The organism is Kribbella endophytica, assembly GCF_054781295.1.
Genome location: NZ_BAAGUR010000001.1, coordinates 1,444,620 through 1,468,473, shown reverse-complemented (window position 1 = coordinate 1,468,473; position 23,854 = coordinate 1,444,620). Strand labels below are relative to the sequence as shown.

Below are 23,854 nucleotides of genomic sequence, written 5' to 3'. Positions count from 1 at the left end.
CCACCTTCGACTAATTTCTGCCATACTGGCTCGTATGTTGCGCAAGATCGCCGTGGTGCTGATGGAGGATGTCGCGGTCTTCGAGTTCGGGGTGCTCTCGGAGGTCTTCGGGATCGACCGGACCGACGACGGCGTCCCCGCGTTCGACTTCAAGGTCTGCTCGACCCGCCCGGGCGAGCCGCTGCGGACCAGCAGCCACTCGGCCGTCATCGCGCCGTACGGGCTGGACGAACTGGAGGACGCCGACCTGGTCGCGCTGCCCGCTACCACCTGGCGCGAGGCGTACGACGAACGCATCCTGAGCGCCCTGCGCAAGGCCGAGGCCCGCGGCGCGATCCTGCTGACCGTCTGCTCGGGCGCGTTCGTGCTCGGCGCGGCCGGGCTGCTCGACGGGCGCAAGTGCGCGACCCACTGGCGGTACGCCGACCTCTTCCGCCAGCGCCACCCGCGGGCCGAGCTCGACCCGGACGTCCTGTTCGTCGACGACGGCAACATCATCACCAGCGCCGGTACGGCGGCCGGCATCGACGCCTGCCTGCACCTGGTCCGCCGCGAGCTCGGCAGCGCCGTCGCGACCCGGATCGCCCGCCGGATGGTCGTCCCGCCGCAGCGCGACGGCGGCCAGCGCCAGTACGTCGAGGTGCCCGTGCCGGAGTCGTCGAGCGAGAGCCTGCAGCCGGTCCTGGACTGGATGGTCGCCAACCTGACCGTCGAGCACACCGTGCCCGACCTGGCCCGTCGCGCGCAGATGTCGGAGCGCACGTTCGCCCGCCGCTTCGTCGCCGAGACCGGGACGACGCCGCTCAAGTGGGTCACCACGCAGCGCGTCCTGCACGCCCGGACGCTGCTGGAGCAGACCGCGCTGGGCATCGAGCAGATCGCGGCGGAGGCCGGCTTCGGCACCGCGGCGCTGCTGCGTCACCACTTCCGTCGCGTCGTCGGCGTACCGCCGCAGAACTACCGCCGGACCTTCCAGACCGCCTGACGAAACGCCGAGCGTGACAAGGCGCACACAATTTGCGATCGGCCGACGCGGTCTGCCTAGGATCACAGACGTGTCACAGGGGGAGTCGGTCGAGATGTCTGCGAGTTGTCGAAATTGGTTCCGCCCTCTCCCCAGGTGGGCTCGTCACGCCGCCTGAGCTGGGACGTTGTCCGCGTAGTCGCCGTGTTCGCCGTGGTCTTCAGCCACGCCGCCTTCGAAGGGCCGGTGCTGCACCCCGAGCTGGGTGAGCCGCTGGGCCGGCACCAGTTCCAGGTCGGCGCGAGTGTGCTGCTGGTGATCAGCGCGTACTTCGTCTGCGTGACGGTCCGCAAAGGCCCGACGCTGCCATGGTTGTGGAAGCGGATCTGCCGCATCCTGCCGCCGTACCTGGCGGCCGTGTTGGCGACGTACAGCCTGCTGGTGCTGTTCGGCCCGGACAACTGGATCCTGCCGACCCCACGGGACCTTTGGGGCAACCTGACGCTGATCGCGTCGCTGGACCCGACCGTGCGACTGATCGACGGCTCGTACTGGACGTTGCCGCTACAGCTGATGGCGTTCGTCGCAGCCGCTCTGTTGTGGCCGCGCGGGATGGGTTCGCCGTCGCGGATCACCGTGCTGCTGTGGGTGATGACGGTCGCGCCGGTGATCCTGCAGTGGAACGACCGGATCCTGCGCAGTCCCCTGGTGGTGCAGCAGATCTGGAACGGCTTCGGCTTCCACCGGCTGCAGCTGTTCGCGATCGGGATCGCGCTCTGGCTCTGGTCGCAACGCCGGATCAGCGCGGTGCACCTCGGCGCACTGCTCGTCGCGACGGTCTACGCGCAGTACGCGCACACCTCGGACCTGCCGTCGGCGCTCGGCATCGGCGCCCTGCTGGTCCTCGTCGCATTCGCCGCGCGTGGTCCGGACTGGCTGGTCTTCACCCCCGTCGCAAGGCCGATCCAGTTCCTGGCCAAGATCTCGTTCGGCATCTACCTCCTCAACCAGGAGCTCGGCTACCTGATCGCCTACCACCTGATGCGCCTCGGCCTCGGCCGCTTCGAGCAGGTCGTCGGAGCCGTCGCTTGCATCGTCGTACTGGCCTGGCTCCTCACCCGGTACGTCGAACAACCGGCGTACCGGGTGCTGACCCAACTAGCAGTCCCCCTCCAACGCCTCGGTTTCCGAGCGGTCGGCCGGCTTCACCCGTGAGGGGGCGCGCGATGGACGCGCGCCCCCTGCAGGTCAGACCGAGCGCTGATACGTGCGGAACGCCCGGGTGGACAGGTAGGCGACGACCAGGGTGAAGGCCAGCAGGTAGAGGCCGTGCCGACCCGCGGATCCCCAGTCGGGGTTGGCGGAGAGGGACTCGCGGGCGGCGATGGTGGCCCAGTCGACCGGGTTGTAGCGGGCGGCGACCTCGACCCAGTGCGGGGCGAGTTTCGGGTCGATCATGATCGACGACATGAACGTCAGCGGCAGCGAGACGAACTGCGAGATGCCGATCAGTGCCTCCTGCTGACGGGTGAGCAGGGCGACCGCGTTCGACAGCGAGCCGAACGCCGTCCCGATCAGCACCGACGCCGCGACCGTGACGAGGAAGCCGATCACGCCGCCGTCGTACCGGGCGCCGGCCGCGAGGCCGATGCCGAAGACGAGCAGGGCCTGGATCGCCGTACTGGTGGCGTTGCTGACCAGTTGCCCGGCCATCAGCGCGCCGCGGCGGACGGGCGACGCGAGCATCCGGTCCATCACGCCGCGCTCCATGTCGGTGATGAACGTGGTGCCGTTCCAGCCGCTCGACATCAGCGCGGTCATCATCACGATGCCCGGCGTGAGGAACGCGATGTACGACGTGTTGCCGAAGCCCGGCAGGTCGACGATCCCCTTGAACAGCTGCCCGAACAGCAGCAGCCAGATCGCCGGCTGAACCAGCGTGAAGGCGATCAGCGCCGGCGAACGGAACTGCGCCCGCAGCCACCGCGACGTGATCAACCCGGTGTGCGCCAGAACTGGGGTGCTCATCACGCCACCTTCGCTTCCGCGGCCTGGAACGAACGACCGGTGTAGCTCAAGTACACGTCGTCCAGCGACGGCCGCGAGACCGTCACCGCACCGACTGGAATCGCCTTCTCCTCAAGGGCTCCCAGCACCGCCGGTACGGCGGTCGCGCCGCGATCGACCCGAGCTCTCAGGACGTTGCCCTCGACAACGATTTCCCCGATCCCCGGCAGGTTGGCCAGCAGGGCTCTGACCGAGCCGTCGACATCGGCCTCGACCAGCTCGACCTGCACGGTGTCACCGCGTAGCTCCGCCTTCAGCCCTTCAGGGGTGCCCTCGGCAACGATCTTGCCGTGGTCGACGATCGCCAACTGGTCGGCGAGCCGATCAGCCTCTTCCAGGTAGTGCGTCGTGAGCAGCACGGTGAGCCCTTCGTCGCCGGCGAGCAGCCGGACCTCGGCCCACAGGTCGGCCCGCGCCTCCGGATCCAGCCCGGTGGTCGGCTCGTCGAGGAACAGCACCTTGGGCCGGTGCACCAGCCCGAGCGCGACGTCGAGCCGCCGCTGCTGACCTCCCGAGTACGTCTTCACCTGCCTGGACGCCTGCTCGGTCAGGCTGAAACGCTCCAGCAGATCCCGGGCCCGGGACGTCGCGGTGGATCGCGACAAGCCGTGGATGCGGCCGCTGAGCACCAGGTTCTCCAGGCCGGTGGCCATCGGGTCCGAGCTCGCCTTCTGCGGCACGTACCCGATCACGTGCCGGACCTCGTCCTGCTCGCGGTTGACGTCGTACCCGGCAACCAGCGCCGTACCGGAGTCTGCCCGGGACAACGTGGTGAGGATCTTGACGGTGGTGGACTTGCCGGCGCCGTTCGGTCCGAGCAGACCGAGCACGACACCTTCCGGCACCGAGAACGTGAGACCGTCGAGGGCCCGGACCCCCGGGCCGCGACGGGCTCCGGGATAGGTCTTGACCAGGTCGACGGCCGTCAGGGCATGACTAGCCATGGTGATGACTCCTTCGTGGGATGAAAGAGCCGGGCCGTCTATCCTGATGATGCACCTTGGGTCATCAGGTCCTTCGGGACCGGCTCGAGGAACTGACGGCCCTCGACCCAGGTGTTGCCGCACCTCGGGCCGGGGGCCGTTTCTCACTGTGCTTCCGGAGGGACCTCCCGCATCCAGGGGAAGTCGACACCGAAGTACTTGACCGGGTCCTTCAGCAGGTCGGCCGGGTGGACGCCGAGCTCGGCGACCAACTCGTGGGTACGGCGCCAGAACTCGGTGCCCTCCAGGTCGTCGGTCCGGATCCGCTCGGCGAGCCGGCGCGCGAACGCGATCTCGGTCCGCAGCAGCTCGACCCGGAACTCCGACTCGATCCAGAAGATCTCCGGGAACTGCTTCGAGCGCATCATGTCGTGCATGCTCTCGAGACTCGCCGCCTCTTGCTCCAGTACGCCGGCCCGCTGCTCGAGCAGGTCCGCGACCCGGTCCGGCGCGAACGCCGGCAGGTAGGCGAGTCCGGCCTCGAGCTGGCTGAAGTCCTTCTCCGGCGTACCGAGCAACTCGGCCAGCCAGCCGTCGAACTCCTCCCGCCCGGCGGCGGTGATCGCGTAGATCGTCCGCTCCGGGCGGTTGCCCTCCCGAACGGTCTCGACGGCCTCGACGAAACCGGCCTTCTCCAGCGCGGTGACGACGGAGTACAGCGAGCCGTAGTTGAGCTTGATGCTCCCGTCCTTGCCGCGGGCCTTGAGCATCGTCGAGATCTCGTACGGGTGCATCGGCCGCTCGCCGAGACTGCCGAGCACGGCGAACGCCAGCGGGTTGCCTACCTTGCGCCGGACCATCACCCCTCCTCGATCTCGATTACTTGAGATCGAGTATTCGCTGCCGGGTACCCGATGTCAAGTAATGAAGCACTCGCCCGCTCGGCAGTGGTCGGCGCGGTAGAGGCCGGCCTCGACGACGACCTCGCCGGCGCTGCCGACGCCGACCGACAGCTCGGCCTGCGCTCCGGCTGCCCAGCTGGACGGCACGGGGACCTGGGTCTTGGTCGAGCACGGCACCGGGTACTGCGTGAGCGACGAGTTCGCCTTGCTGCGCAGCGCCACGACCACCTGGGCCGAGGACTCCGCGCAGCTGGCCAGCAGCCAGATGGCGTCCCTGGGCTGGGCCTGGCCGATCGCCTGCTGCCTCCACTGGGTCAGGACGGGTGTCGTGGCCAGGTCGATCGTCAGGCTGGTCTGCTCGATCAGGTACTTGCCGCCGGTCTTCGGCAGCAGTCCTGCTTGGACTCCGCCACCGATGCCCGTGAGGCTGGTGGCCACCGGCTTGCCCGGGGTTGGCTCGCTGCCGGAGCGGTGGGTGGTGATCAGGGCCGCCGACGCGACAGTGAGGACGAGTGCGCAGGTGGTCGCGGTGGCCCGGCGGCGGGCGATGCTGTTCGCGCGCTGCTGGATGGCCGGGCCTGGATCTCCTTGCCCAGTTACCGGTACGACGGCCTGGTGCAGGCGCCGGCGCAGGTCCTCGGGGTTCATCGCCAGTCCTCCTTGCTCAGGGCGGGATCGTTGCGCAGCTTGGCCAGCGCGCGGCTCGACTGGCTCTTCACCGTGCCGGTGCTGCAGCCGAGGATGCGCGCGGTGTCGAGCTCGGACAGGTCCTCGAGGTAACGCAGCACGATCACGGCGCACATCCGGCGCGGCAATCGGCCGAGTGCCTCGAGCAGTACGGCGTTCTCGTGCAGCACGTCGTACCCGCCGTCGGCGACGTCGTACGGGACGGAATCGGTGGGGATCTCCCACCGACTGCGTTTCACCCGCCACCAGGCACGGTGGGTGTTCACCAACGATCGGCGCACGTAGTAGTGCGGGTTCTCGGCCTTGATCTTCGACCAGGACAGCCAGCAGCGGGCCAGCGTGGTCTGCAGCAGATCCTCGGCCAGCCCACGGTCCTGGGTCAGCAGGTACGACATCCGCAGCAGTCCGTCGTACCGCTCGGCGACGTACGCGCTGAACTCGGCGGCAGAGTCGTCCACCCGGCACGCGGGCGCACCGATCCACACCCCCGGCTCAGAGAACGTCTCCCCCTGCATGCCTGCAAAGAGTCCGCCAACGGCCGAGAGGTTGCATTAGCTTGGTGTCGAATTCGCGATCAGCCGTTCGTCAGACCGGGTAACGACGACAAGGAGAGTTCGCTGATGAGTGCCATCGTCACCGAGATCGAGGTCGACGCCCCGCAGGCCGACGTCTTCGAGTACGTGATCGATCCGACCCACTTCCCGCAGTGGCAGGCCGGCGTGACCGGCGGCGGACTGGACCACGACGGGCCTCCGACGGTCGGTTCGGTCTGCCGGACCACGCGGCAGATCGGCGGCCGCGAGCGGGCGGTGACGTCGACGATCGTCAAGTACGCGCCGCCGAACGCGTGGGCCGTGCGCGGCGACGATGGGCCGATCCGGGGCCTGATCGACGTCGCGGTCGAGCCTGTCGCCGGTACCAGCCGGAGCCGGGTCACGATCGCGGTGGACTTCACCGGCCACGGGATCGGCAAGCTGCTGGTACCGCTGGTCGTCAAACCCCAAGCCCGCAAGGAGATGCCGGCCAACCTGGCGCGACTGAAGGAGCGGCTCGAAGGCCGGAGCTGAGGCTCAGGCCTTCAGTTCGGTGGCGTACCAGGGCTTGATGACCTCGTCGATGATCGCGAGGCGTTCGTCGAACGGGATGAACGCGGACTTCATCGCGTTGATCGCGAACCAGCGGAAGTCGGCCAGGCCGTAGTCGAAGGCCTCGGCGAGCAGGGCGAGCTCGCGGCTCATCGACGTACCGCTCATCAGGCGGTTGTCGGTGTTGACCGTGACCCGGAAGCGAAGCTTGGTGAGCAGGCCGATCGGGTGGTCGGCGATGGACGTGGCCGCGCCGGTCTGCAGGTTGCTGCTCGGGCACATCTCGAGCGGGATCCGGCCGTCACGCACGTACGCCGCCAGCCGGCCGAGCTCGACGCTGCCGTCCGCGTTCTCGGTGATGTCGTCGATGATCCGCACGCCGTGGCCGAGCCGGTCGGCGCCGCACCACTGGATCGCCTGCCAGATCGACGGCAGACCGAAGGCCTCACCGGCGTGGATGGTGAAGTGCGCGTTCTCGCGCTGCAGGTACTCGAACGCGTCCAGGTGCCGGGTGGGCGGGTAGCCCGCCTCCGCGCCGGCGATGTCGAAGCCGACGACGCCGGCGTCGCGGTAGGCGACGGACAGCTCGGCGATCTCCATCGAGCGGGCCTGGTGCCGCATCGCGGTCAGCAGCTGGCGGGCGACGATCGGGCGCTCGGCGTTCGCCATGCCGTGCTCGAAGCCTTCGCGGACCGCGTCGAGGACCTGCTCCAGGCTGAGCCCGGCGGTCAGGTGCTGCTCGGGCGCGTACCGGATCTCGGCGTACACGACGCCGTCCGCGGCGAGGTCCTGCACGCACTCGCTCGCGACCCGGGTGATCGCGGCGGCGTTCTGCATCACCGCGACGGTGTGGTCGAAGGTCTCCAGGTACCGCTCGAGCGACCCGGAGTCGGCCGACTCGACGAACCACTCGCCGAGCTCGACGGGATCGGTCCGCGGCAGCCGGTGCCCGATCTCCTGGGCCAGCTCGACGATCGTCGCGGGCCGCAAGCCGCCGTCCAGGTGATCGTGCAGCAGCACCTTCGGCGCCGCGGTCAACTGCTCGGGAGTGATCATCGGCCCATCTTGGCATCCCTCGTGATCTTGAAGACCGGTACGCCGGGCGCGACCTGCAGCAGGGTCTCCAGCGAGGACTTCTTGTCCACATCGCCCTCGAAGAACGCGCCGACCTCCCAGGCCCACTTCTTCAGGTAGAGCCGGAGCACCTCGGGCTTGTCGGCGTCCGCCAGCTCGACAGCCTGGAACACCTCGGTCTTGCGGCCGAGCCGCAGGTGAGCCTCCCCGGAGGCACGCAGGTTCTTGACCCACTGGACGTGACCGCGCGGGGCGACCAGGTACGGCTGGCCGTCGAGCGTCATCAGGTTGACCGGCGTACTGCGCCACTCGCCGGACTTGCGGCCCTTCACCGAGAGCACCCGGCTGCCCATCAGGCTGATGCCGGTCTTGGTCATGGCGGCGACGATCTTGTTGAAGACCAGCATGCTGCTGTGGCCGTTGGTGATCACGCGGTTCTTGTCGTACGTCTGCTTCATGGTGGGTTCCTTCGGCTGCTTCAGCTGCTTCGGCGGGAAAGCGAGAGCGGTGCTCTCTGTTGTGACCAGTGAACACTTCCGGGTGATCCTTGTCAAGAGCACTGCTCTCGCTTTAGTGCAGTGATCGTGGCAGACTGCCGTTCATGAACGCCGGACGTACCGCACGTGACCGAGCCCGGGCCGAGCTGACCCAGGAGATCAAGGACACCGCACGCCGTCAGCTCGCCACCGACGGCGCCGAGCGGCTCTCGCTGCGCGCGGTCTCGCGCGAGCTGGGGATGGTGTCGTCGGCGCTGTACCGGTACTTCCCGAGTCGCGACGATCTGCTGACGGCGCTGATCATCGAAGCGTACGACGCGCTGGGGGCTGCGGTGGAGAAGGCGGCGGCAGGTGCGCTGGGTGCTGCGGAGAAGGCCGCAGGGGCCGCTGCGGGGGAGCAGGCGGCGCCGGCCGCTGCGTCGGAGGAGGCTGCGCCGGCCGCTGCGGCGGAGGCTGCGGCGGGCGCGACGCGGGAGGCGTGGCTCGCGGCCTGTCGGGCGGTGCGCGTGTGGGCTCGGAAGCATCCGCACGAGTACGCGTTGATCTACGGGTCACCGGTGCCGGGGTACAGCGCGCCGCAGTCGACGGTGCAGCCTGCTTCACGGGTGGCGGTCTGTCTGCTCGGGGTGCTGCAGCGCGCGCAGGAGGCCGGCGTACTGGTGGTGCCTGACGATGCCGCCGAGCCCTCAGATGCGTTGGTGGATCAGCTGCAGCCGCTCGAGGAGATCGCGCCCGGCGTACCGAGGGCTGTTCTGCTGCGGACAGGGATGATCTGGGCGCAGCTGTTCGGGCTGGTGAGCTTCGAGCTGTTCGGGCAGTTCGTCGGGACCTTCGATCCCGCGGACGAGTTGTTCGAGGCGGCGATCGCAGCGCACGCCGAGTTTCTCGGCCTAGGCGAACGCGTCAGGCAGGGGTAGTTCGAGGGCGCGCTGGACGCGGCGGACGTACTGCTCGCGCGGCATCTCGGCCGCGCCGAGCGTCGCCAGGTGGTCGGTGACCCACTGGATGTCGAGGACGCGTTCGGCGGCGTACTTGTCGTCGAGCAGTTCGACGAGCCCCGCGACCGCGGCCTTCGAGCCGTCGGTCTTGTGGTGGAACATCGACTCCCCGGCGAACAGCCCGCCGATCGCCACGCCGTACAGGCCGCCGGCCAGCTCGTCGCCGTCCCAGGCCTCGACCGAGTGCACCCAGCCCATCTCGTGCAGCCGTGTGTACGACGCGATGATGTCGGCGTCGATCCACGAGCCCGGGCGCCGCGGGTCGGCGCAGGCGCGGATCACCTGGTCGAAGGCGGTGTTGACCCGGATCTCGAACCGCTGCCGGGCTCTGCGCAGCGACCGCGACGGGCTGAACCCGGCGACGTCGATCACGCCACGCTCCAGCGGCGACCACCACAGCAGCGGGCCGTGGCTGTCCGGCATCGGGAACAGCCCACGCCGGTACGCCGCGAGCACGGTCCCCGGCTCGAGATCCGCTCCCGCCGCGACCACGTCCCCACTCCCGGCCACCGCAACCGGCGGAAACTCCCAGACGGAGGCAGGCGGTTCAACAGGCACCCCACCATCCTCGCGCACTGCTCCTGAGCCCGTACGCCGGGCAGGTGGTCAGGTGCGACGCGGCCCGCTGGACGCAGACGCTCCTCCGGTCGGCGCCGCGCAGGTGGTCAGCGCGACGCGGAGGCCTGGGGTTGCCAGGACGACCGGGCAGCCTGCGAGTTGGGAGGCCTCTTCGAGCAGGCGGAGGTGGTCCTGCCAGGAGCGGAGGTGGGTCAGGATCAGCAACTTCGCGCCGGCCTTCGCCGCCAAGCGGCCGGCGTCGCCGGCGGTCAGGTGCCCGCGCATCGGGCCGTCCGCGTCGAAGCCCGATGCCTCGGCGAGCAGCACGCCGCAGCCCTCCGCCAGTTCCTCGATCGCGGCGCAGGGCTCGGTGTCGGCGGTGTAGCAGAGCACGTCGTCGATGCGGCTGGCCCAGCACTCGCCGTGCTCGACCCGGGCGAGCCGGACTCGGATCGGGCCGAGCTCGAGCTCGCCTTGCGCGGCGTACGTGGTGGTGAACTCGTCGGGATTGCTGGTCAATACGTCGTTCATGTCCGACGGCCCGTAGATCCGAAGTGGTCCGCAGTCGGAGCCTTCGCGGATCGCCTTGGAGCGGTAGTACGAGAGTTGCGTGACGTCCGACCAGTGGTCGGAGTGCGCGTGGGAGAGGATCACGGCACCGATGTCCTCGGCAGCGGCGTACCGCTGCAGGGGGCCGGCGGCGCCGGCACCGAGGTCGAGGAGCAGGCGGTAGCCGTCCTTCTCGACCAGGTAGCTCGACGCGGCCGAGTCCGGTCCGGGGGCGGAGCCCGAGCAACCCACGACTGTCAGCCTCATGCCGGTATCCAACCCGCCGAGCGGGTCGCGCGGCGGGCGGCGGACGCCGGGGGGCGGCGGACGGGGGGCGGTGCGGACGGCGGGCGGCGGACGGATCGGTCTCGCCGGTCGGCTGACCGGCCGGGCGCTGGTCGCGGGCGAGCGTCGTACTGGAATCTCTCGCCGCTCGGCTGACCGACCAGGCGCTGGTCGCGGGCGAGCGTCGTACTGGAATCTCTCGCCGGCCAGCTGACCGACCAGGCGCTGGTCACGGGCGAGCGTCGTACCGGATCTGCCGGCGGCTGGAGGTCCAGGGCGTGGCCCGGGTTGTTCCGGAGTGGCGTGTGGTGGATGGGCACGTAGTCTTGAAAGTGCGCCGCCCGCGGAGGCCGGGTGGGTGCGTGGTACCCAAGCCTCGAGGAGAACCGTGGCCGGAGTAGCAAGGTTCGTCGCCAGCAGTCTCGCGCCCGCTGCCCAGCGGTTCGCGCCGCAGGCCGCGGCCGGGATCCTCCGCCAGGTCCTGGAGATCGCGATCGACGGGTACCAGCGGTTCCCCGGCGCGGAGAAGATCGCCGAGACCAAGCTGGCCAAGTCCGGCGACGACGTCGCGGTCGCGATCGAGGCCGTGATCGACCAGCACATCCGGCTCGCCGGGGTGCAGGGGTTCGTCACGAGCATCGGCGGACTGGTGACGCTCCCGGTCGCTCTGCCCGCGAACCTGACCGGCCTGGCGATAGTGCAGGCGCGGATGGTCGCGTCGATCGCGCACCTGCGCGGGTACGACCTCGGCGATCCGCGAGTGCGGACCGCGGTGATCACCTGCCTGCTCGGTGAGGACGGGGTGACCGACCGGCTGAAGAAGGCGAGCCTGCCGACGTCCCCGCTCGGGATCGCGACGGCGCCGGTCTTCGATCCGGAGCTCGACCGCCTGGTCGCCGGTGAAGTGGTCGCCGAGCTGATCGCGCGCGTCAGCGGCAAGCGGATGGCGATCACGGTGACGCGACGGGTTCCGCTGCTCGGCGGGGTTGTCGGTGGTGGGGTCGACGGCTGGTCGACGTACCGGATCGGCCAGTACGCCGACAAGAGCCTGGTCCGCCGCATCCGCCGCCCGATCGAGCCGTAGTCGCGCCGGCCATCGCCCGGCCGGTCGGCTCGACCGCGACCATGTTGCCCTGGCCGTACAGGCGTTGTTCGGATCCGACCGAGCCGGCGCCGGGCCGCCTTGGCTTGAATACGTCGGGGGAGCCGACGCGGCCATGATCCCGATCAGCCCGGCGCCGGTGATCAGCACGTCCTCCGTCAGGTCGGGGCCCAGCGAGACGTAGGTGCCGGCTGGGCTGACCGGATCGTGGTCGTCTGCGAAACCCCGGTGAAAGTGTCGGCGGGCGGTGCGACGATCTTCTGGTGAGCAATCGCCGGGCTGAGCTCGGGGAGTTCCTGAAGGCGCGGCGCGCCCAGGTCGCCCCCGGTGCCGTCGGCCTGCCCGCGGGCGGGCGTCGTCGTACGCCGGGACTGCGCCGCGAGGAGCTCGCCCAGCTGGCCGGCGTCGGCGTCACTTGGTACACGTGGCTCGAGCAGGGCCGGCCGATCAACGTGAGCGGCCAGGTCCTCGACGCGGTCGCGACGACGCTCGGGCTGAGCGATGTCGAGCGCGAACACCTGTATCGGCTGGCCGAGGCGACGCCCGCACGGCCGCCGCGCGCCGGCGTCTGCGCGAACGAGCTGGTGATGGCCGAGATCGTCACGGCACTCGATCCGCTGCCAACGGTGATCACCAACCGGCGGTTCGACATCCTGCAGACGAACGACGCGTTCGCCGACCTGTTCCACGACTGGCACACGCTGCCGTGCGTCCACAAGAACCTGCTGTGGTGCATCGTCACCGAACCGCTCGCCCGGCAACAGCTGCTGAACTACGACACCGAGGTGCCATACCTGGTGGGCCGCCTGCGCTCGGCGTACGGCGAACACATCGGCGACCCCGCGTGGGAAACCGACATCGACCGATTGCGTGCGGTCAGCCCGGAATTCGACACCCTGTGGTCCCGCCACGAGGTCGCCGAGTGCGCGCCGCGGCCGCGCCATGTCGTCCACCCGGCCGCCGGCGAGCTCCACTTCACGGTGACGGAGCTGGCTGTGCCTGCGCATCCCGACCTGGTGATGTTCGTGGAGACGCCGTCTGACGAGCTCACCCGCGAGCGCTTGCCTCTAACCCGCCTGGAGCCGGCGGCCCGGTGAGCGGCGAGGCAGGGCGCGGGGTCGACCAGATCGCGCGAAGTCCGTGCAGCCCGCGAGGGCCTCAACCCGCCGAGGCCTATCAAGTACCGACCAGCGATTCGGTGGCCGGTACTTGTGAGGTATCGGCCTCGACCCGCCGACGTCTTTCAAGTACCGACCAGCGACTCAGTGGCCGGTACTTGTTGGTGTCGGCCTCGACCCGGCGACGTCTTTCAAGCACCCGCCAGCGACTCGATGGCCGGTACTTGTGAGGTGTCGGCCTCGACCCGGCGACGTCTTTCAAGTACCGGCCAGCGAATCGGTGGCGTACTTGTGGTGTCGGCCTCGACCCGCCGATGTCTATCAAGTACCGGCCAGCGACTCGATGGCCGGTACTTGTGTGGTTTCAGCGAGGGAGGAGGCCGGAGTGCTTGGCGTCGTCGGGTGGGCTTGAGCGGGTGGCTTCCGGGCTAGCCGGCGAGGGCTTGGACTACTCGGCTGGCGGTGGGTTTGCCTAGTTGCTTCGACATCCAGACGCTGGTGGCGACCAGCTTCTCGAGGTCTACGCCGGTTTGGATGCCCAGGCCGTCGAGTTGCCAGACGAGGTCTTCGGTGGCGAGGTTGCCGGTGGCGGACTCGGCGTACGGGCAGCCGCCGAGGCCGCCTGCTGAGCTGTCGACGACGGTGACGCCTTCGCGGAGTGCCGTGAGGGTGTTGGCGAGTGCCTGCCCGTACGTGTCGTGGAAGTGGACGGCCAGTTGGTCCACGCCGACGCCTGCCTGCTGCAGGCCGGTGATGAGGTCGACAACCTGACCGGGCGTGGCGACGCCGATGGTGTCGCCGAGGGAGAGTTCGTGGCAGCCGAGGTCGGCGAGGCGCTTGGTGACGGCGACGACCTGCTCGACCGGTACGTCGCCCTCCCACGGGTCGCCGTAACACATCGAGACGTAGCCGCGGACCGCCAGACCGGCCGCGAGCGCGCGCTCGACCGTCGGGGTGAACATCGCGAACTGGTCGTCGAGGGTCGAGTTCAGGTTCTTCTGCGCGAACGTCTCGGTGGCGCTGGCGAAGATCGCGATCTCCCGGACGCCGGCTTCGAGCGCGCGGTCGAGGCCGCGTTCGTTCGGGACCAGAACAGGTGCCCGTACGGCGTCCGGCAACTCGATCAGCTTCAGCAGCTCGGCCGCGTCGGCGAGCTGGGGAACCCACTTGGGATGCACGAAGCTGGTCGTCTCGATCGTGGTCAGGCCCGCGTCGGCGAGCCGCCGTACGAACTCGGCCTTCACGGCGACGTCGACGATCGCGTCCTCGTTCTGCAGCCCGTCCCGCGGCCCGACCTCGTAGATCGTCACCCGCTCCGGCAGCCCGTCGACCGTCGCCCGCTGCGGCTTCCGCACCCTTGCCTCCATCCCGGTTCGCCGTACGGCGAACCCGCTCGGCAGATCCCCGGACTCGTCGTCCGCCCGATCATGCCTCTGGTCTCGACCAGCCGGTGGGCCGGTCCTCGATCCTCGCTCGTGAGGCTCGGCGGGTGGGCCGGGCCTCGGTGGTGCGGCTCGCCTCGAAGGTGGAGGGGTGTCCTCCGGTTCGGGGCGGGCTCTGTTCCAGAATGGCTCGTGATGACAACTCTGGCTGACATTCTGCGCGGGATCGAGGACGGGGTGTTCCCTGACCCCGATCTGGCGACGTCCGTCGTACCGGCGCCGTCGGCGCGGGAGACCTGCGTGATCGGGCTGACCGGGCATCTCGTCGTCGCCGCGGACGTCACGCCGGAGTGGATCGCCGAACACCTCGACCTGACCGACCTGGCCGCTCCGCTCAACCCGCCGTTCCTGCACGCGCTCGAACAGTTCACCGGGCGCGAGGTCAACGGCATCGACGCGATGCTGCTCGCGCCGGCGATCGCTGATGAGGCCGAGCGCGCCGAGCTGGTCGCGGGGCTGACGCCGTTCACGGACGAGTCGCACCCGAGGATCCGGCGAGCTCGGCGGTATCGCGACGAGGTGCGGGCGTACACGACGTCCGACGGCGGTCTAGTGCTCACCGGCCTCGGGCTCGCCGGGCGGCAGGAGGTCGCGCTGGAGGTCACCGAGGGCTCGCGCGGGCGAGGCATCGGGCGACACCTGGCACGGGCAGCTCGGGCTCTCGTCCCGGTGGATACCCACATCTGGGCTCAGGTGACGCCGGGCAATGCCGCGTCGCTCCGCATGTTCCTGGCCGCCGGATACGTGCCGGTCGGCTCGGAGGCCTTGCTCGTCCGCTGACCGAGTGGGCCGGTACCTCGGACGGCAACACCGGTACGACGCGAGCTGGCCGACTAGGTCGCAGTCAGGCCGGGTGCGGCGGGCGGTGGTACGTCGGGGTCGTGTTGCTGTAGAGATCGCCGCGGTAGACGCCGTGGATGATCTCGGACTCGTAGCCGGCCAGCTCGGGCATGCCGAGGCTGCGGGCGATCTCGAGCTCGGCCGCGGCGTCGTACGGGACCCGGACGAACTGGATGGAGAAGGGCGCCGGGTCCGGTGAGTCGGGAACGCCTTCGAGGATGACGTAGACAGGCGTGATGTCGCCGAGGCTGTTGCCGACGCTGCCGGTGTTGAAGAGGGTGCGGTCGAGGTCGACCTCGTAGAAGGCGTCATGCGTGTCGCCGTACCCGACGACGGTGGGCAGTGGGCCGTCACCGGTCGCGGGAGTGTTCTCGAACATGCCGAGGAACTCCTGCTCGTCGTGGTCGAACCTGACCCGGTGGTGGACGGTGCCGGCGGAGGCGTGGAAGAGGCGGATCTGGCGGCCGCTGAGGAGGAAGTCGTGGCTGAACGGGAGTTCGCGCAGCCACTTCCACTGGTCTTCGCGGAGCTCGTTCTTCCACCAGCGCATGGATTCGTTGTCGTCCGTGCGGTCGGGGTCGGGGAGGAAGTCGTCCCAGTTGCCGAGGATGTTGACCTCGCAGGCCTCTTGGCACAGATCGACCACCGCTTGGCCGCGGGGTCCTTTGCCGACGTAGTCGCCGAGGTTGAAGATCCGCTGGATACCGCGTGACCTGATGTCGGCGAGCACTGCCTCCAGTGCGGTGAGGTTGCCGTGGACGTCGGAGATCAGGGCGATACGTTCCAAGGGCATGCGGCCATCCTCCGTGGTTCACAGGGTCTTCGTACGGCGGGGTCAGCGGTTGCTGCCACTGGGGCCTGCGGGGACGGGGGCGGACTCTGTGCTGGAGGACTTGCTGGGCTTCGGGCGGCGGGAGGTGCTCCAGCCTCGGCCCCCGCCGCCCGTGCCGGAGGTGGGGGTACCGCCGCCTGATTCGCCGGCCGAGTGGGCAGCTGCGCCGGCCAGGGCACCGCCTGCCTTCTTGGTGCCGGTCATCGCGGCGCCGCCTGCTGCCAGGCCTACGCCGATGGCGCCGGAGGCCGCGCCCTTCAGAGCACCGCCGCCACCTCCGCCGCCTCCACCTCCGCCGCCGCTGCGGCCTCCTCCGCCGGAGCCGGCGCCCAGGGCGCCTCGGCCGGCGTTGATGGCGCCGGTGGCCAGGCCGCCTGGATCGGCGAGGGTCGAGCCGCTGCCTGCGGCACCGCCGGCTACGGCTGCGGTGACTGGTACGACGAGGCGGAGCAGCGCGGGGAGGGCGAAGACGGCGAGGAGCATCATCATCAGGCCGCCCATCGCGTTGACGAGGGTGTTGCCGGTCTGCTGCCGGAGGCCCGCGTCGGTCATCTTGATCGCCGCTGCATAGACCAGCGCCGCGGCGGGTTTGTAGGCGACGAAGGCGAGGACCCAGCCGCAGTACTTGCGGAACCAGGCCTTGCCGACCTCCGTGTTCGTCGCGGCTGCTGCCAGCGGGAACGTACCGGCGAGGAGGACGAGCATCGCCGAACGGATCAGCAGGAGGATCACCTGGACGACGGACGCCATGAAGACCGCGACGGCGAAGAACATCGCGGCGACCAATGGGAAGTCCGCGGTGGCTTTGGAGAGGCTGATGCCTTGGAACAGCGCCTCGCCGACCGCCTGGTCCGAGGCCGTGTCGAATCGCGCGTCCTTGATGATGGCCAGCGAGATGCCGTCCGAGATCTCCACCAGGAGTTGGATGACCGCCGTACCGGCGCCGGCGACCACGACGAGGGTCAAGGTCGACTTGAGCAGGTCGCGGAGCGGTTCGGCTCGCTGCTCCCACGCCGTACGCATGCCCGCGATGATGACCGCGATCACGAAGACGGTGATCGAGAGAGTCATCGTGTGGCCGTGCAGGAGGGCGACCGGCTCGCTGGGCGTCCAGGTGTTGCCGTGCTGGGTGGCGATCGCGGCGGGCTGGACGTCGTCGTTCGTGATCCAGAACGTCGAGACCGCTTGCAGGCCTGAGGTTGCGAGGTCACCGAGCTTGGTGGCGAGGAGGTCGAACTGGTTGGTGACCATCGAGGCGAAGCCCTCTTTGATACCGCAGGGCACGTCCACTGGGCTGCACATCAGAGTCCCTTCCAGGTGACGAAGTCGTCGAGGTCGCGGTGCTGGGAGAACGGGGCGCCGAACGTGTCGCCTGGTTTGGGTGGGACGACGCGCCAGTCGTCGTCGTGCCAGACGAGGGTGAGGTTGGCGCTCATGTACTCCTCCTCCACGGGGAGGGCCAGTACGACGGTCACTCGGTCTTCTGTGGCGTCGAGGATTCGATAGCCGGCTAGTTGGGCTGCTGGTCCGTCTGTTGGCTTTTCGGATTTGAGTTTGGTGAGGAGGGTGGTGGTGTCTTGGCTGGGGAGCATGAGTTTCTTGGTGGTTTGGATGGCTTGGTGCTGGTCGCCGAGGGCTGCGATGGCGTTGTAGGCGGCGTAGACGGCGCCCGTGGGTGAGTGGGCGAAGCATCTTCTGAAGCCGTCGTCGTCTGTTGTTCCTGGGCCGTAGGTGGTTGAGCGGGGGACTACTACTCGGCGGCTGACTTCCCAGCCGTCTGTTGGTGGGGCTTTTGTTGGGATGGTTTGGTCGGTGTCCGGGAGGTTGCAGGTGTTCGCTGTGGTTGAGGTTTGTGGGGATGCGGCCGGGGAGGTCGCGGGGGTTGGGGTCGCTGCGGCCGGAGGGAAAACAGTTGAAGACGAGTTGCCTGGAGAGGTGGTGCCAGAGGTGGTGGCGACGGGTGGCGAGTTCTTGCCATCGGGGCCCGTGAAGAGGATGAGGGTGCCGCAGATGAGGACTGCGCCTAGGACTATGGCGGCGGCTACGAAGCCTCGGGTGTAGGGCGATGTGGCTTCCTGGTCGGTCATCTGGGGCCCCCGGTCGGTGTGGTGGTGCTGGTGGTTCTAGGCTGGCAAAGATCGGGGAACCGCCGCGGAAGTTATCCACAGGGCGGGGCAAGTTACGGCGTGGAGTGGTCTGGGTCACGCTCGGAAATCCTTCGATCGTGTCTCGACCTGTAGCCGAAAGGTCACCCCGTGTAGCGAAGTGACCTAGTCAGCTAATAGAGTCCGCGCATGACCATCGCGCCTACGCTTAGCTCGCCCCTAGCGCTCGCCGATGCAGACCCCACTCCCGTCGCCGAACCCTGGGAAAGCGACGTGATCACCGCGTACGGCCTGCTGCGTGAAGCAGCAGCCGAACTCGATCATCTGATGCGCCATTCCCTGAAGCGCAGTGGTCTGCAAATGGCAATGTTCGAACTGTTGCTGCGGCTTGCCCGTAGCCACGGGGAGAAGCAGCGTCTTACCTCACTCGCCCGGGAGTTGACCGTCACCACCGGCGGCATCACCCGGCTGGTCGACCGCGCCGAGAACCTCGGTCTGGTACGTCGGGAGCCCTGTCCCGACGATGCCCGCGGTTCGTTCGCGGTTCTCACGGAGGAAGGAAAGCGACGGCTGCGCGAAGCGCTGCCCGACCACCTCCTGGAGATCGACAGCCTGTGGATGTCCCAACTGGCCGACGAGCGCGATCTCGTGCTCGGCCGGCTCCGGCGGGTGCGGGACAACGCTCGTCGCTGGCCCAACGGCCGACCCGGCCTCCCGCCGGTCAGCCCCAACCGCATCTGACCCGCATTACCCGCTCCTAACGGATGTGGCGCCCGGCTGGTGCCGGGCGCCACCGAGCGGGACAGTTGAGCTGTGAACCATCCTCAGGTCCCGACCGGTGCACCACTCGCGATGTCCGACCGTCCTGGTGGTCCGCATCCGGGTGATCGCGGTTCACGCGAGCTCGAACCCCGCGGCCGCCGCGGTCTCTTCGTCCGCGCCGCGCTCGGCGGCGTACTCGCCGCTCTCGCAGGCCTCGCCGCCGGCAGCGTCGCCGCTGCTCTGCTCGGCACCCGCCAGACTCCCGTGGTCGCGATCGGCTCCGCCTTCATCGATCGCGTGCCGCCGTGGCTCAAGGACCTGGCGATCAACCTCTTCGGCACGCACGACAAGACCGCGCTCCGGGCCGGCATCCTGGTCGTGCTGCTCGCGCTGGCCGCCCTCGGCGGCATTCTCGCCGTACGCCGGTACGCCGCGGGCGCGGCCGTCGTCATCGTCCTGGCCGGCGTCGCCGTCATCGCCGCCGCGACCCGGCCCGACTCCGGCCAGACCGGGTTCGTCCCGTCGATGGTCGCCGGGATCGTCGCGCTCCTGCTGCTGAGACTCTTCTCGAACCGCCTGACCGAACTCCACGAGGACGACGGCGTGAGTCGCCGCGGATTCCTTCAGCTGGCCGGAGGCGTCGCCATCGGCACCGTCGCGATCGGTGCCCTGGGCAAGGTTGCGGGCGGCCACCGCGCCGCGGTCGCCGAAGCCCGCGAGGGACTGGGCATCCCGACGCCGCCGAGCCTCGACCCGCCGGCCGGCGTACAGGCTCCTGGGGCTGTCGCGTGGGCGACGCCGAACGACGAGTTCTACCGGATCGACACCGCGCTGTCCGTCCCGCTGATCATGCCCGCCGACTGGCGGCTCAAGATCCACGGCATGGTCGACCGCGAGCTCGAGTTCAGCTTCGCCGACCTGCTGAAGCGCCAGGTCGTGCACAAGTGGGTGACGCTGACCTGCGTGAGCAACGAGGTCGGCGGCGACCTGATCGGCAACGCGCTCTGGTCCGGCGTCCTGCTGAAGGACCTGCTCGCCGAGGCGGGCCCGTCCAAGGACGCCGACGCGATCCTGTCGACGTCGAAGGACGGATTCACCGCCGGTACGCCGATCAGCACGCTGACCGACGACCGGGAGTCGATGCTCGCGTTCGCGATGAACGGCCAGCCGCTGCCGCTGGAGCACGGGTTCCCGGTGCGGATCGTCGTACCGGGCCTGTACGGGTACGTGTCCGCGACCAAGTGGCTGACCGACATCGAGGTCAGCCGGTTCGACCAGTTCGAGGCGTACTGGACGCCACGCGGCTGGGACGAGCTCGGCCCGATCAAGCTGTCGTCGCGCATCGACGTACCGCGCTCGAAGGCCTCGACCGGTCAGGTCACCGTCGCCGGAGTCGCGTGGGACCAGCACGTCGGCGTCTCGAAGGTCGAGGTCCGCGTGGACGGCGGCGCGTGGCAGGAGGCGACGCTAGCCGCCGATCCGTCGACCGACACCTGGCGGCAGTGGCACTGGAGCTGGGACGCGCCGCGTGGCAACCACGTCCTGCAGGTCCGCGCATTCGATGCCAAGGGCAACCCTCAGGTCGAGAGCCAGGCGCCGCCCGCGCCGAACGGCTCGACCGGCCTGCACAGCGTGGACATCAAGGTCGGCTGACCGCGTCCAGCACCATCGGCAGGAAGGTGTGCTCGAGCGAGCCGGCCGGTACGACGTCCGGTTCGAGCAGGCTCTGGGCGCGAGCCCCTTCGTGCACCGCGATCACCAGGCGGACGAACTGATCGGCGGGCACGCTCAGGCGTAGCTCGCTGGTCCGGGTGATCTCCTCGACGAGCTCGGTCAGACGTTGACGGAAGACCGTGCGCTGCCGGATCAGCGCGTCGGCCGCCTCGGGACTGCGCAGCGCGTGCAGAGTGAACTCCGTGGAGATCAGGTGCCACTGCCGCTGATCGGGCGCGGCGTCGTCCAGCAGACCGAGTACGGCGTCCAGCAGGGTGCCGGGCTGGTTCGCCAACTCCGGGAGCAGCGCGGTGATCTGCTCCAGCAGCCGATCCGTCGTCGCCTCGAACAGCGCCAGGACCAGCTCGTCCTTGGAGCCGAAGTTGGAGTAGAAGGCGCCGCGGGTGAAGCCCGCCCGGTCGCAGATGTCCTCCACCGAGGCGCCGTGGAACCCGCGCTCGGCGAACACCTCCAGCGCGCCTTCGAGCAGGCGGGCCCGGGTGGCGGAGCGGCGGCGCTTCGGGGTTTCCATAGGTCATAGGATACAGTTCTGTATTGGATACACAACCGTATTGAAACGGGGTTGGACGGATGCAGCTCAGGGCCTACGCGATCAGCGTGCGCGGTCCGCACGCGCCACTGCTGGACGCGACGTCGGTCGACGTCAGCGACCACGAGCTGGTGCTGCTGACCGGCTACCCAGGTCCCGGCCACGTCGCGGCGTCCCTCGCCCTGTCCGGGCGGCTCGTGCCCGACGGCGGCGAGGTGAAGCTCGACGGCAAGGGCGATCTCGCCGTACTGCGGCGGCGCGTGGCCGTGGTCGACGCACCGGGGATCACCGAGCCGGACGACGCGCTGCCGGTGAAATCCGTGGTCGGCGAGGAGCTGGCGATCGCGGGGCGGAAGGCCGGCGGCAAGGCCGTGCAGGCCTGGCTGGAGTCGCACGAAGCGGCTGAGCATGCGGACAAGCGGTTCGAGCACCTGCCGGTCGACGTACGGACTCGACTGCTGGCGGAGCTGACGGTCGCGCGGCCCGACGTCAACGTGGTGATCCTGACGATGCCGGACCGGTTCGGCGGGGATCCGCACAGCTGGTACGGCGTGGGCAAGGACCTGGCGTCGCGCGGCTACGCGGTGCTGGTGACGTGTGCGGACGCTTCGGCGCGGCTGCTCGGCGTACCGGCGGCGCAGATGGGCGCGGTCAACCAGCCCGACCCGGTGAAGGTCGAGCCGCTCAAGGTCGCACCCGACGAAGACGTGAAGATCGAGGAAGACGAGGACCTGGTATGACCGCCGTCCGGATGGCTCTGAGCGAACTGCGGCGACTGACCGCGGGGCGCCTGCCGAAGCTCGCGGTGATCGCGCTGCTGTGCGTCCCGATGCTGTACGGCGGGTTGTACCTCTACGCGAACCACGACCCGTACGGCCGGCTCGACAAGGTCCCGACCGCCGTCGTCGTCGAGGACACGGGCACCACGCTGTCCACCGGCGAGAAGCTCGCCGTCGGGCCGCAGGTCGCCGACGAACTGGTGAACTCGAAGAGCTTCGACTGGCACCGCGTCGACCGGGCCGAGGCGACTGCGGGGGTGTCGGACGGCCGGTACGAGTTCGCGCTGGTGCTGCCGAAGACGTTCTCGGCGGATCTCGCGTCGAGCGCGGAGTTCACGCCACGGCAGGCGATGCTCGAGCTGACCACGAACGACGCGAACAACTACCTCGCGCACACGATCGCGAACCAGGTCGTCGCCCAGGTGACCAAGACCGTCGCGGCGCAGGTGAGCGAGACCGCGGCGAGCAAGCTGCTGGCCGGGTTCAGCACGATCCACGGGCAGATCAGCCAGGCGGCGACCGGCGCCGGGCAGCTGCAGAGCGGTCTGACCTCGGCGAACACCGGTGTGGTCAAGCTGCAGACCGGTGCGACGCAGCTCAACAACGCGCAGAAGCAGCTCTCGGCCGGAGCGACCAAGCTGTCGACCGGCTTGGCCTCCGCGGGTAAGGGCGCCGGTGAGCTGGCGACCGGGGCCGGGCAGTTGAGCACCGGACTCGGCACCCTGAAGACGAAGACGGCAAGCCTGCCGGCGCAGACCAAGCAGCTGGCGACCGGCGCGGATCAAGTTGCCGATGGCAACGAGAAGATCGCGGACGTCGGCCGGCAGGTGGCGACCGCGTCGAGCACGCTGCTGAAGGACCTGACCACGGTCGACGCCGGACTGGCGCAGCGGCTGAAGCAGCAGGGATTCACCCAGGCGCAGATCAACCAGGTCCTGGCCGAGACCGCCAAGCTGCGGACGCCGGTCGTTACCGCGAATACCAAGATCCAGTCGACCTCGAAGCAGCTCAACCAGCTGGCCACAGGCGCTCGGCAGGTCTCGAACGGCGCCGCGGCGCTGTCCTCGGCGACGCCGGCCCTGACATCAGGCATCAGTAGCGCGGCCTCGGGCGCGACCAAGCTCAAGACCGGCGCGACCTCGCTGAAGACAGGCGTCGGCCAACTGCAGACCGGCGCTTCCCAGCTCGCGACCGGCGAGCAGCAGGCCGTCACCGGGCAGGGTCAACTGCTGACCGGTGTGAACAGCCTGGCGACCGGCGTCAGCAAGCTGAAGACCGGCGCGACCCAGCTCAACACCGCCCTCACCAACGGCGCGAAGCAGATCCCGGACCCGTCGCCCGAGGCCCGCAAGGCCGTCGCGGAAACGCTCGGCGCTCCCGTCGGCCTGAAGAACACCTCGCAGGCGACCGCCGACAGTTACGGCGCCGGACTCGCGCCGTTCTTCCTCAGCCTGTCCTGCTGGATCGGCGCGTACGTGCTGTTCCTGCTGGTCCGGCCGCTGTCGCCGCGCGGCCTGGCCGCGCTGCAGTCGCCGTTCCGAGTCGCCCTCGGCGGCTGGCTCCCGCCCGCGATCTTCGGCGCGATCCAGGCGGCGCTGGTCTTCACCATCGTGATCATCGGGCTGGGCATCGACGCCACGCACCCCTGGCTGACTGTCGGTTTCCTGATGCTGACGTCGATCACGTTCGTCGCGATCCTGCACGCGCTGTCGGCCTGGTTCGGTGCCATCGGCAAGTTCCTCGGCCTGGTCCTGATGGTCATCCAGCTGGTCAGCGCCGGCGGCACGTTCCCGTGGCAGACCATCCCGGCACCGCTGTACTTCTTCCACCACGTGCTGCCGATGAGCTACGCCATCGACGGCGTACGGCATCTGATGTACGGCGGCCCGGGGGTCTCGCTCGGCAAGGACCTGCTCGTCCTGGCCGCGTGGCTGGCCGCCGGGTTGTTCGCCTCCAGCCTCGCTGCCCGCAAGCAGCGGGTGTGGGTCGCGAAGAAGCTGCAGCCGGAGATCGCCCTGTAGG

The 23,854-nt window shown here is 69.3% G+C and carries 25 protein-coding genes; 11 read left to right on the top strand and 14 right to left on the bottom strand.

From position 1 onward, the window contains the following. Positions 1–34 precede the first annotated feature (34 nt). Both ACYVIO_RS07065 and ACYVIO_RS07060 read left to right on the top strand, forming a co-directional pair. Complete coding sequence (locus ACYVIO_RS07065) at positions 35–985, top strand: helix-turn-helix domain-containing protein (RefSeq protein WP_460649839.1); 951 nt, start codon at positions 35–37, stop codon at positions 983–985. A gap of 135 nt (positions 986–1,120) precedes the next feature. Next, a complete protein-coding gene (locus tag ACYVIO_RS07060; RefSeq protein ID WP_460649838.1) occupies positions 1,121–2,179 on the top strand; it encodes an acyltransferase family protein in 1,059 nt (352 codons plus the stop codon). A 33-nt stretch (positions 2,180–2,212) separates the two neighbouring features. Here the strand turns inward: ACYVIO_RS07060 and ACYVIO_RS07055 are convergent, their stop codons facing one another. The 5 genes from ACYVIO_RS07055 to ACYVIO_RS07035 all read right to left on the bottom strand — a co-directional run bounded on the left by ACYVIO_RS07055 (position 2,213) and on the right by ACYVIO_RS07035 (position 6,058). Continuing rightward, the gene (locus ACYVIO_RS07055; protein WP_460649837.1) at positions 2,213–2,992 is read right to left on the bottom strand and encodes an ABC transporter permease; all 780 of its coding nucleotides are present in this window, start codon (positions 2,990–2,992) and stop codon (positions 2,213–2,215) included. Continuing rightward, positions 2,992–3,975 (bottom strand): ATP-binding cassette domain-containing protein, encoded by a 984-nt coding sequence (locus ACYVIO_RS07050; protein WP_460649836.1) that lies wholly within the window; start codon positions 3,973–3,975, stop codon positions 2,992–2,994. The genes ACYVIO_RS07055 and ACYVIO_RS07050 overlap by 1 nt, the downstream gene beginning before the upstream one ends. A gap of 143 nt (positions 3,976–4,118) precedes the next feature. Continuing rightward, the gene (locus tag ACYVIO_RS07045; protein ID WP_460649835.1) at positions 4,119–4,814 is read right to left on the bottom strand and encodes a PadR family transcriptional regulator; all 696 of its coding nucleotides are present in this window, start codon (positions 4,812–4,814) and stop codon (positions 4,119–4,121) included. Positions 4,815–4,871: 57 nt separating this feature from the next. Beyond that, complete coding sequence (locus ACYVIO_RS07040) at positions 4,872–5,504, bottom strand: hypothetical protein (protein ID WP_460649834.1); 633 nt, start codon at positions 5,502–5,504, stop codon at positions 4,872–4,874. Further along, positions 5,501–6,058, bottom strand: a complete 558-nt coding sequence (locus tag ACYVIO_RS07035; RefSeq protein ID WP_460649833.1) for a SigE family RNA polymerase sigma factor — start codon at positions 6,056–6,058, stop codon at positions 5,501–5,503. The genes ACYVIO_RS07040 and ACYVIO_RS07035 overlap by 4 nt, the downstream gene beginning before the upstream one ends. 105 nt (positions 6,059–6,163) lie before the next feature. Here ACYVIO_RS07035 and ACYVIO_RS07030 point away from each other — a divergent pair, with 105 nt between their 5' ends. Beyond that, positions 6,164–6,610: an SRPBCC family protein gene (locus ACYVIO_RS07030; protein WP_460649832.1), complete on the top strand. Its 447-nt coding sequence runs from the start codon at positions 6,164–6,166 to the stop codon at positions 6,608–6,610. A 3-nt stretch (positions 6,611–6,613) separates the two neighbouring features. Here the strand turns inward: ACYVIO_RS07030 and ACYVIO_RS07025 are convergent, their stop codons facing one another. Together ACYVIO_RS07025 and ACYVIO_RS07020 are read right to left on the bottom strand one after the other, a co-directional pair. Then, positions 6,614–7,684 (bottom strand): adenosine deaminase, encoded by a 1,071-nt coding sequence (locus tag ACYVIO_RS07025; RefSeq protein ID WP_460649831.1) that lies wholly within the window; start codon positions 7,682–7,684, stop codon positions 6,614–6,616. Further along, the gene (locus tag ACYVIO_RS07020) at positions 7,681–8,160 is read right to left on the bottom strand and encodes a nitroreductase family deazaflavin-dependent oxidoreductase (protein WP_460649830.1); all 480 of its coding nucleotides are present in this window, start codon (positions 8,158–8,160) and stop codon (positions 7,681–7,683) included. Before ACYVIO_RS07020 ends, ACYVIO_RS07025 begins: the two co-directional genes overlap by 4 nt. A gap of 143 nt (positions 8,161–8,303) precedes the next feature. Here ACYVIO_RS07020 and ACYVIO_RS07015 point away from each other — a divergent pair, with 143 nt between their 5' ends. Further along, positions 8,304–9,116, top strand: coding sequence for a TetR/AcrR family transcriptional regulator (locus ACYVIO_RS07015; protein ID WP_460649829.1), 813 nt, complete (start codon positions 8,304–8,306; stop codon positions 9,114–9,116). Here the strand turns inward: ACYVIO_RS07015 and aat are convergent. Next, positions 9,090–9,755: a leucyl/phenylalanyl-tRNA--protein transferase gene (aat, locus tag ACYVIO_RS07010; RefSeq protein WP_460649828.1), complete on the bottom strand. Its 666-nt coding sequence runs from the start codon at positions 9,753–9,755 to the stop codon at positions 9,090–9,092. The two genes, ACYVIO_RS07015 and aat, sit on opposite strands and share 27 nt — an antisense overlap. Positions 9,756–9,803: 48 nt before the next feature. Continuing rightward, positions 9,804–10,571, bottom strand: coding sequence for an MBL fold metallo-hydrolase (locus ACYVIO_RS07005; RefSeq protein WP_460649827.1), 768 nt, complete (start codon positions 10,569–10,571; stop codon positions 9,804–9,806). Between the two features lie 406 nt (positions 10,572–10,977). Between ACYVIO_RS07005 and ACYVIO_RS07000 the strand changes: the two genes are divergently transcribed. Together ACYVIO_RS07000 and ACYVIO_RS06995 are read left to right on the top strand one after the other, a co-directional pair. After that, positions 10,978–11,673: an EcsC family protein gene (locus ACYVIO_RS07000; RefSeq protein ID WP_460649826.1), complete on the top strand. Its 696-nt coding sequence runs from the start codon at positions 10,978–10,980 to the stop codon at positions 11,671–11,673. 281 nt (positions 11,674–11,954) lie between these two features. Next, the gene (locus ACYVIO_RS06995) at positions 11,955–12,788 is read left to right on the top strand and encodes a helix-turn-helix transcriptional regulator (protein ID WP_460649825.1); all 834 of its coding nucleotides are present in this window, start codon (positions 11,955–11,957) and stop codon (positions 12,786–12,788) included. Between the two features lie 449 nt (positions 12,789–13,237). Here the strand turns inward: ACYVIO_RS06995 and ACYVIO_RS06990 are convergent, their stop codons facing one another. Continuing rightward, positions 13,238–14,164, bottom strand: a complete 927-nt coding sequence (locus tag ACYVIO_RS06990; protein WP_460649824.1) for a hydroxymethylglutaryl-CoA lyase — start codon at positions 14,162–14,164, stop codon at positions 13,238–13,240. A gap of 222 nt (positions 14,165–14,386) precedes the next feature. Here ACYVIO_RS06990 and ACYVIO_RS06985 point away from each other — a divergent pair, with 222 nt between their 5' ends. Continuing rightward, a complete protein-coding gene (locus ACYVIO_RS06985; protein ID WP_460649823.1) occupies positions 14,387–15,031 on the top strand; it encodes a GNAT family N-acetyltransferase in 645 nt (214 codons plus the stop codon). 64 nt (positions 15,032–15,095) lie between these two features. Here the strand turns inward: ACYVIO_RS06985 and ACYVIO_RS06980 are convergent, their stop codons facing one another. From ACYVIO_RS06980 to ACYVIO_RS06970, 3 genes are read right to left on the bottom strand one after another with little or no spacing between them, the layout of a single operon-like run. Further along, positions 15,096–15,884 (bottom strand): metallophosphoesterase family protein, encoded by a 789-nt coding sequence (locus ACYVIO_RS06980; RefSeq protein ID WP_460649822.1) that lies wholly within the window; start codon positions 15,882–15,884, stop codon positions 15,096–15,098. A gap of 42 nt (positions 15,885–15,926) precedes the next feature. Further along, on the bottom strand, positions 15,927–17,225 hold the full coding sequence (locus ACYVIO_RS06975) for a type IV secretion system protein (protein ID WP_460649821.1): 1,299 nt from the start codon (positions 17,223–17,225) through the stop codon (positions 15,927–15,929). Further along, positions 17,225–18,010, bottom strand: coding sequence for a hypothetical protein (locus tag ACYVIO_RS06970; protein ID WP_460649820.1), 786 nt, complete (start codon positions 18,008–18,010; stop codon positions 17,225–17,227). The genes ACYVIO_RS06975 and ACYVIO_RS06970 overlap by 1 nt, the downstream gene beginning before the upstream one ends. 207 nt (positions 18,011–18,217) lie before the next feature. Between ACYVIO_RS06970 and ACYVIO_RS06965 the strand changes: the two genes are divergently transcribed. Both ACYVIO_RS06965 and ACYVIO_RS06960 read left to right on the top strand, forming a co-directional pair. After that, a complete protein-coding gene (locus ACYVIO_RS06965) occupies positions 18,218–18,769 on the top strand; it encodes a MarR family winged helix-turn-helix transcriptional regulator (protein ID WP_460649819.1) in 552 nt (183 codons plus the stop codon). Positions 18,770–18,841: 72 nt separating this feature from the next. Next, positions 18,842–20,443, top strand: a complete 1,602-nt coding sequence (locus ACYVIO_RS06960) for a molybdopterin-dependent oxidoreductase (RefSeq protein ID WP_460649818.1) — start codon at positions 18,842–18,844, stop codon at positions 20,441–20,443. Here ACYVIO_RS06960 and ACYVIO_RS06955 read toward each other — a convergent pair. Beyond that, positions 20,430–21,035, bottom strand: coding sequence for a TetR/AcrR family transcriptional regulator (locus tag ACYVIO_RS06955; RefSeq protein WP_460649817.1), 606 nt, complete (start codon positions 21,033–21,035; stop codon positions 20,430–20,432). The two genes, ACYVIO_RS06960 and ACYVIO_RS06955, sit on opposite strands and share 14 nt — an antisense overlap. A 59-nt stretch (positions 21,036–21,094) precedes the next feature. Here ACYVIO_RS06955 and ACYVIO_RS06950 point away from each other — a divergent pair, with 59 nt between their 5' ends. Next, entirely contained in the window at positions 21,095–21,793 is a 699-nt protein-coding gene (locus ACYVIO_RS06950) for an ATP-binding cassette domain-containing protein (RefSeq protein WP_460649816.1), read from the top strand. Next, a complete protein-coding gene (locus tag ACYVIO_RS06945) occupies positions 21,790–23,853 on the top strand; it encodes a YhgE/Pip domain-containing protein (protein WP_460649815.1) in 2,064 nt (687 codons plus the stop codon). Before ACYVIO_RS06950 ends, ACYVIO_RS06945 begins: the two co-directional genes overlap by 4 nt. Position 23,854 lies beyond the last annotated feature (1 nt).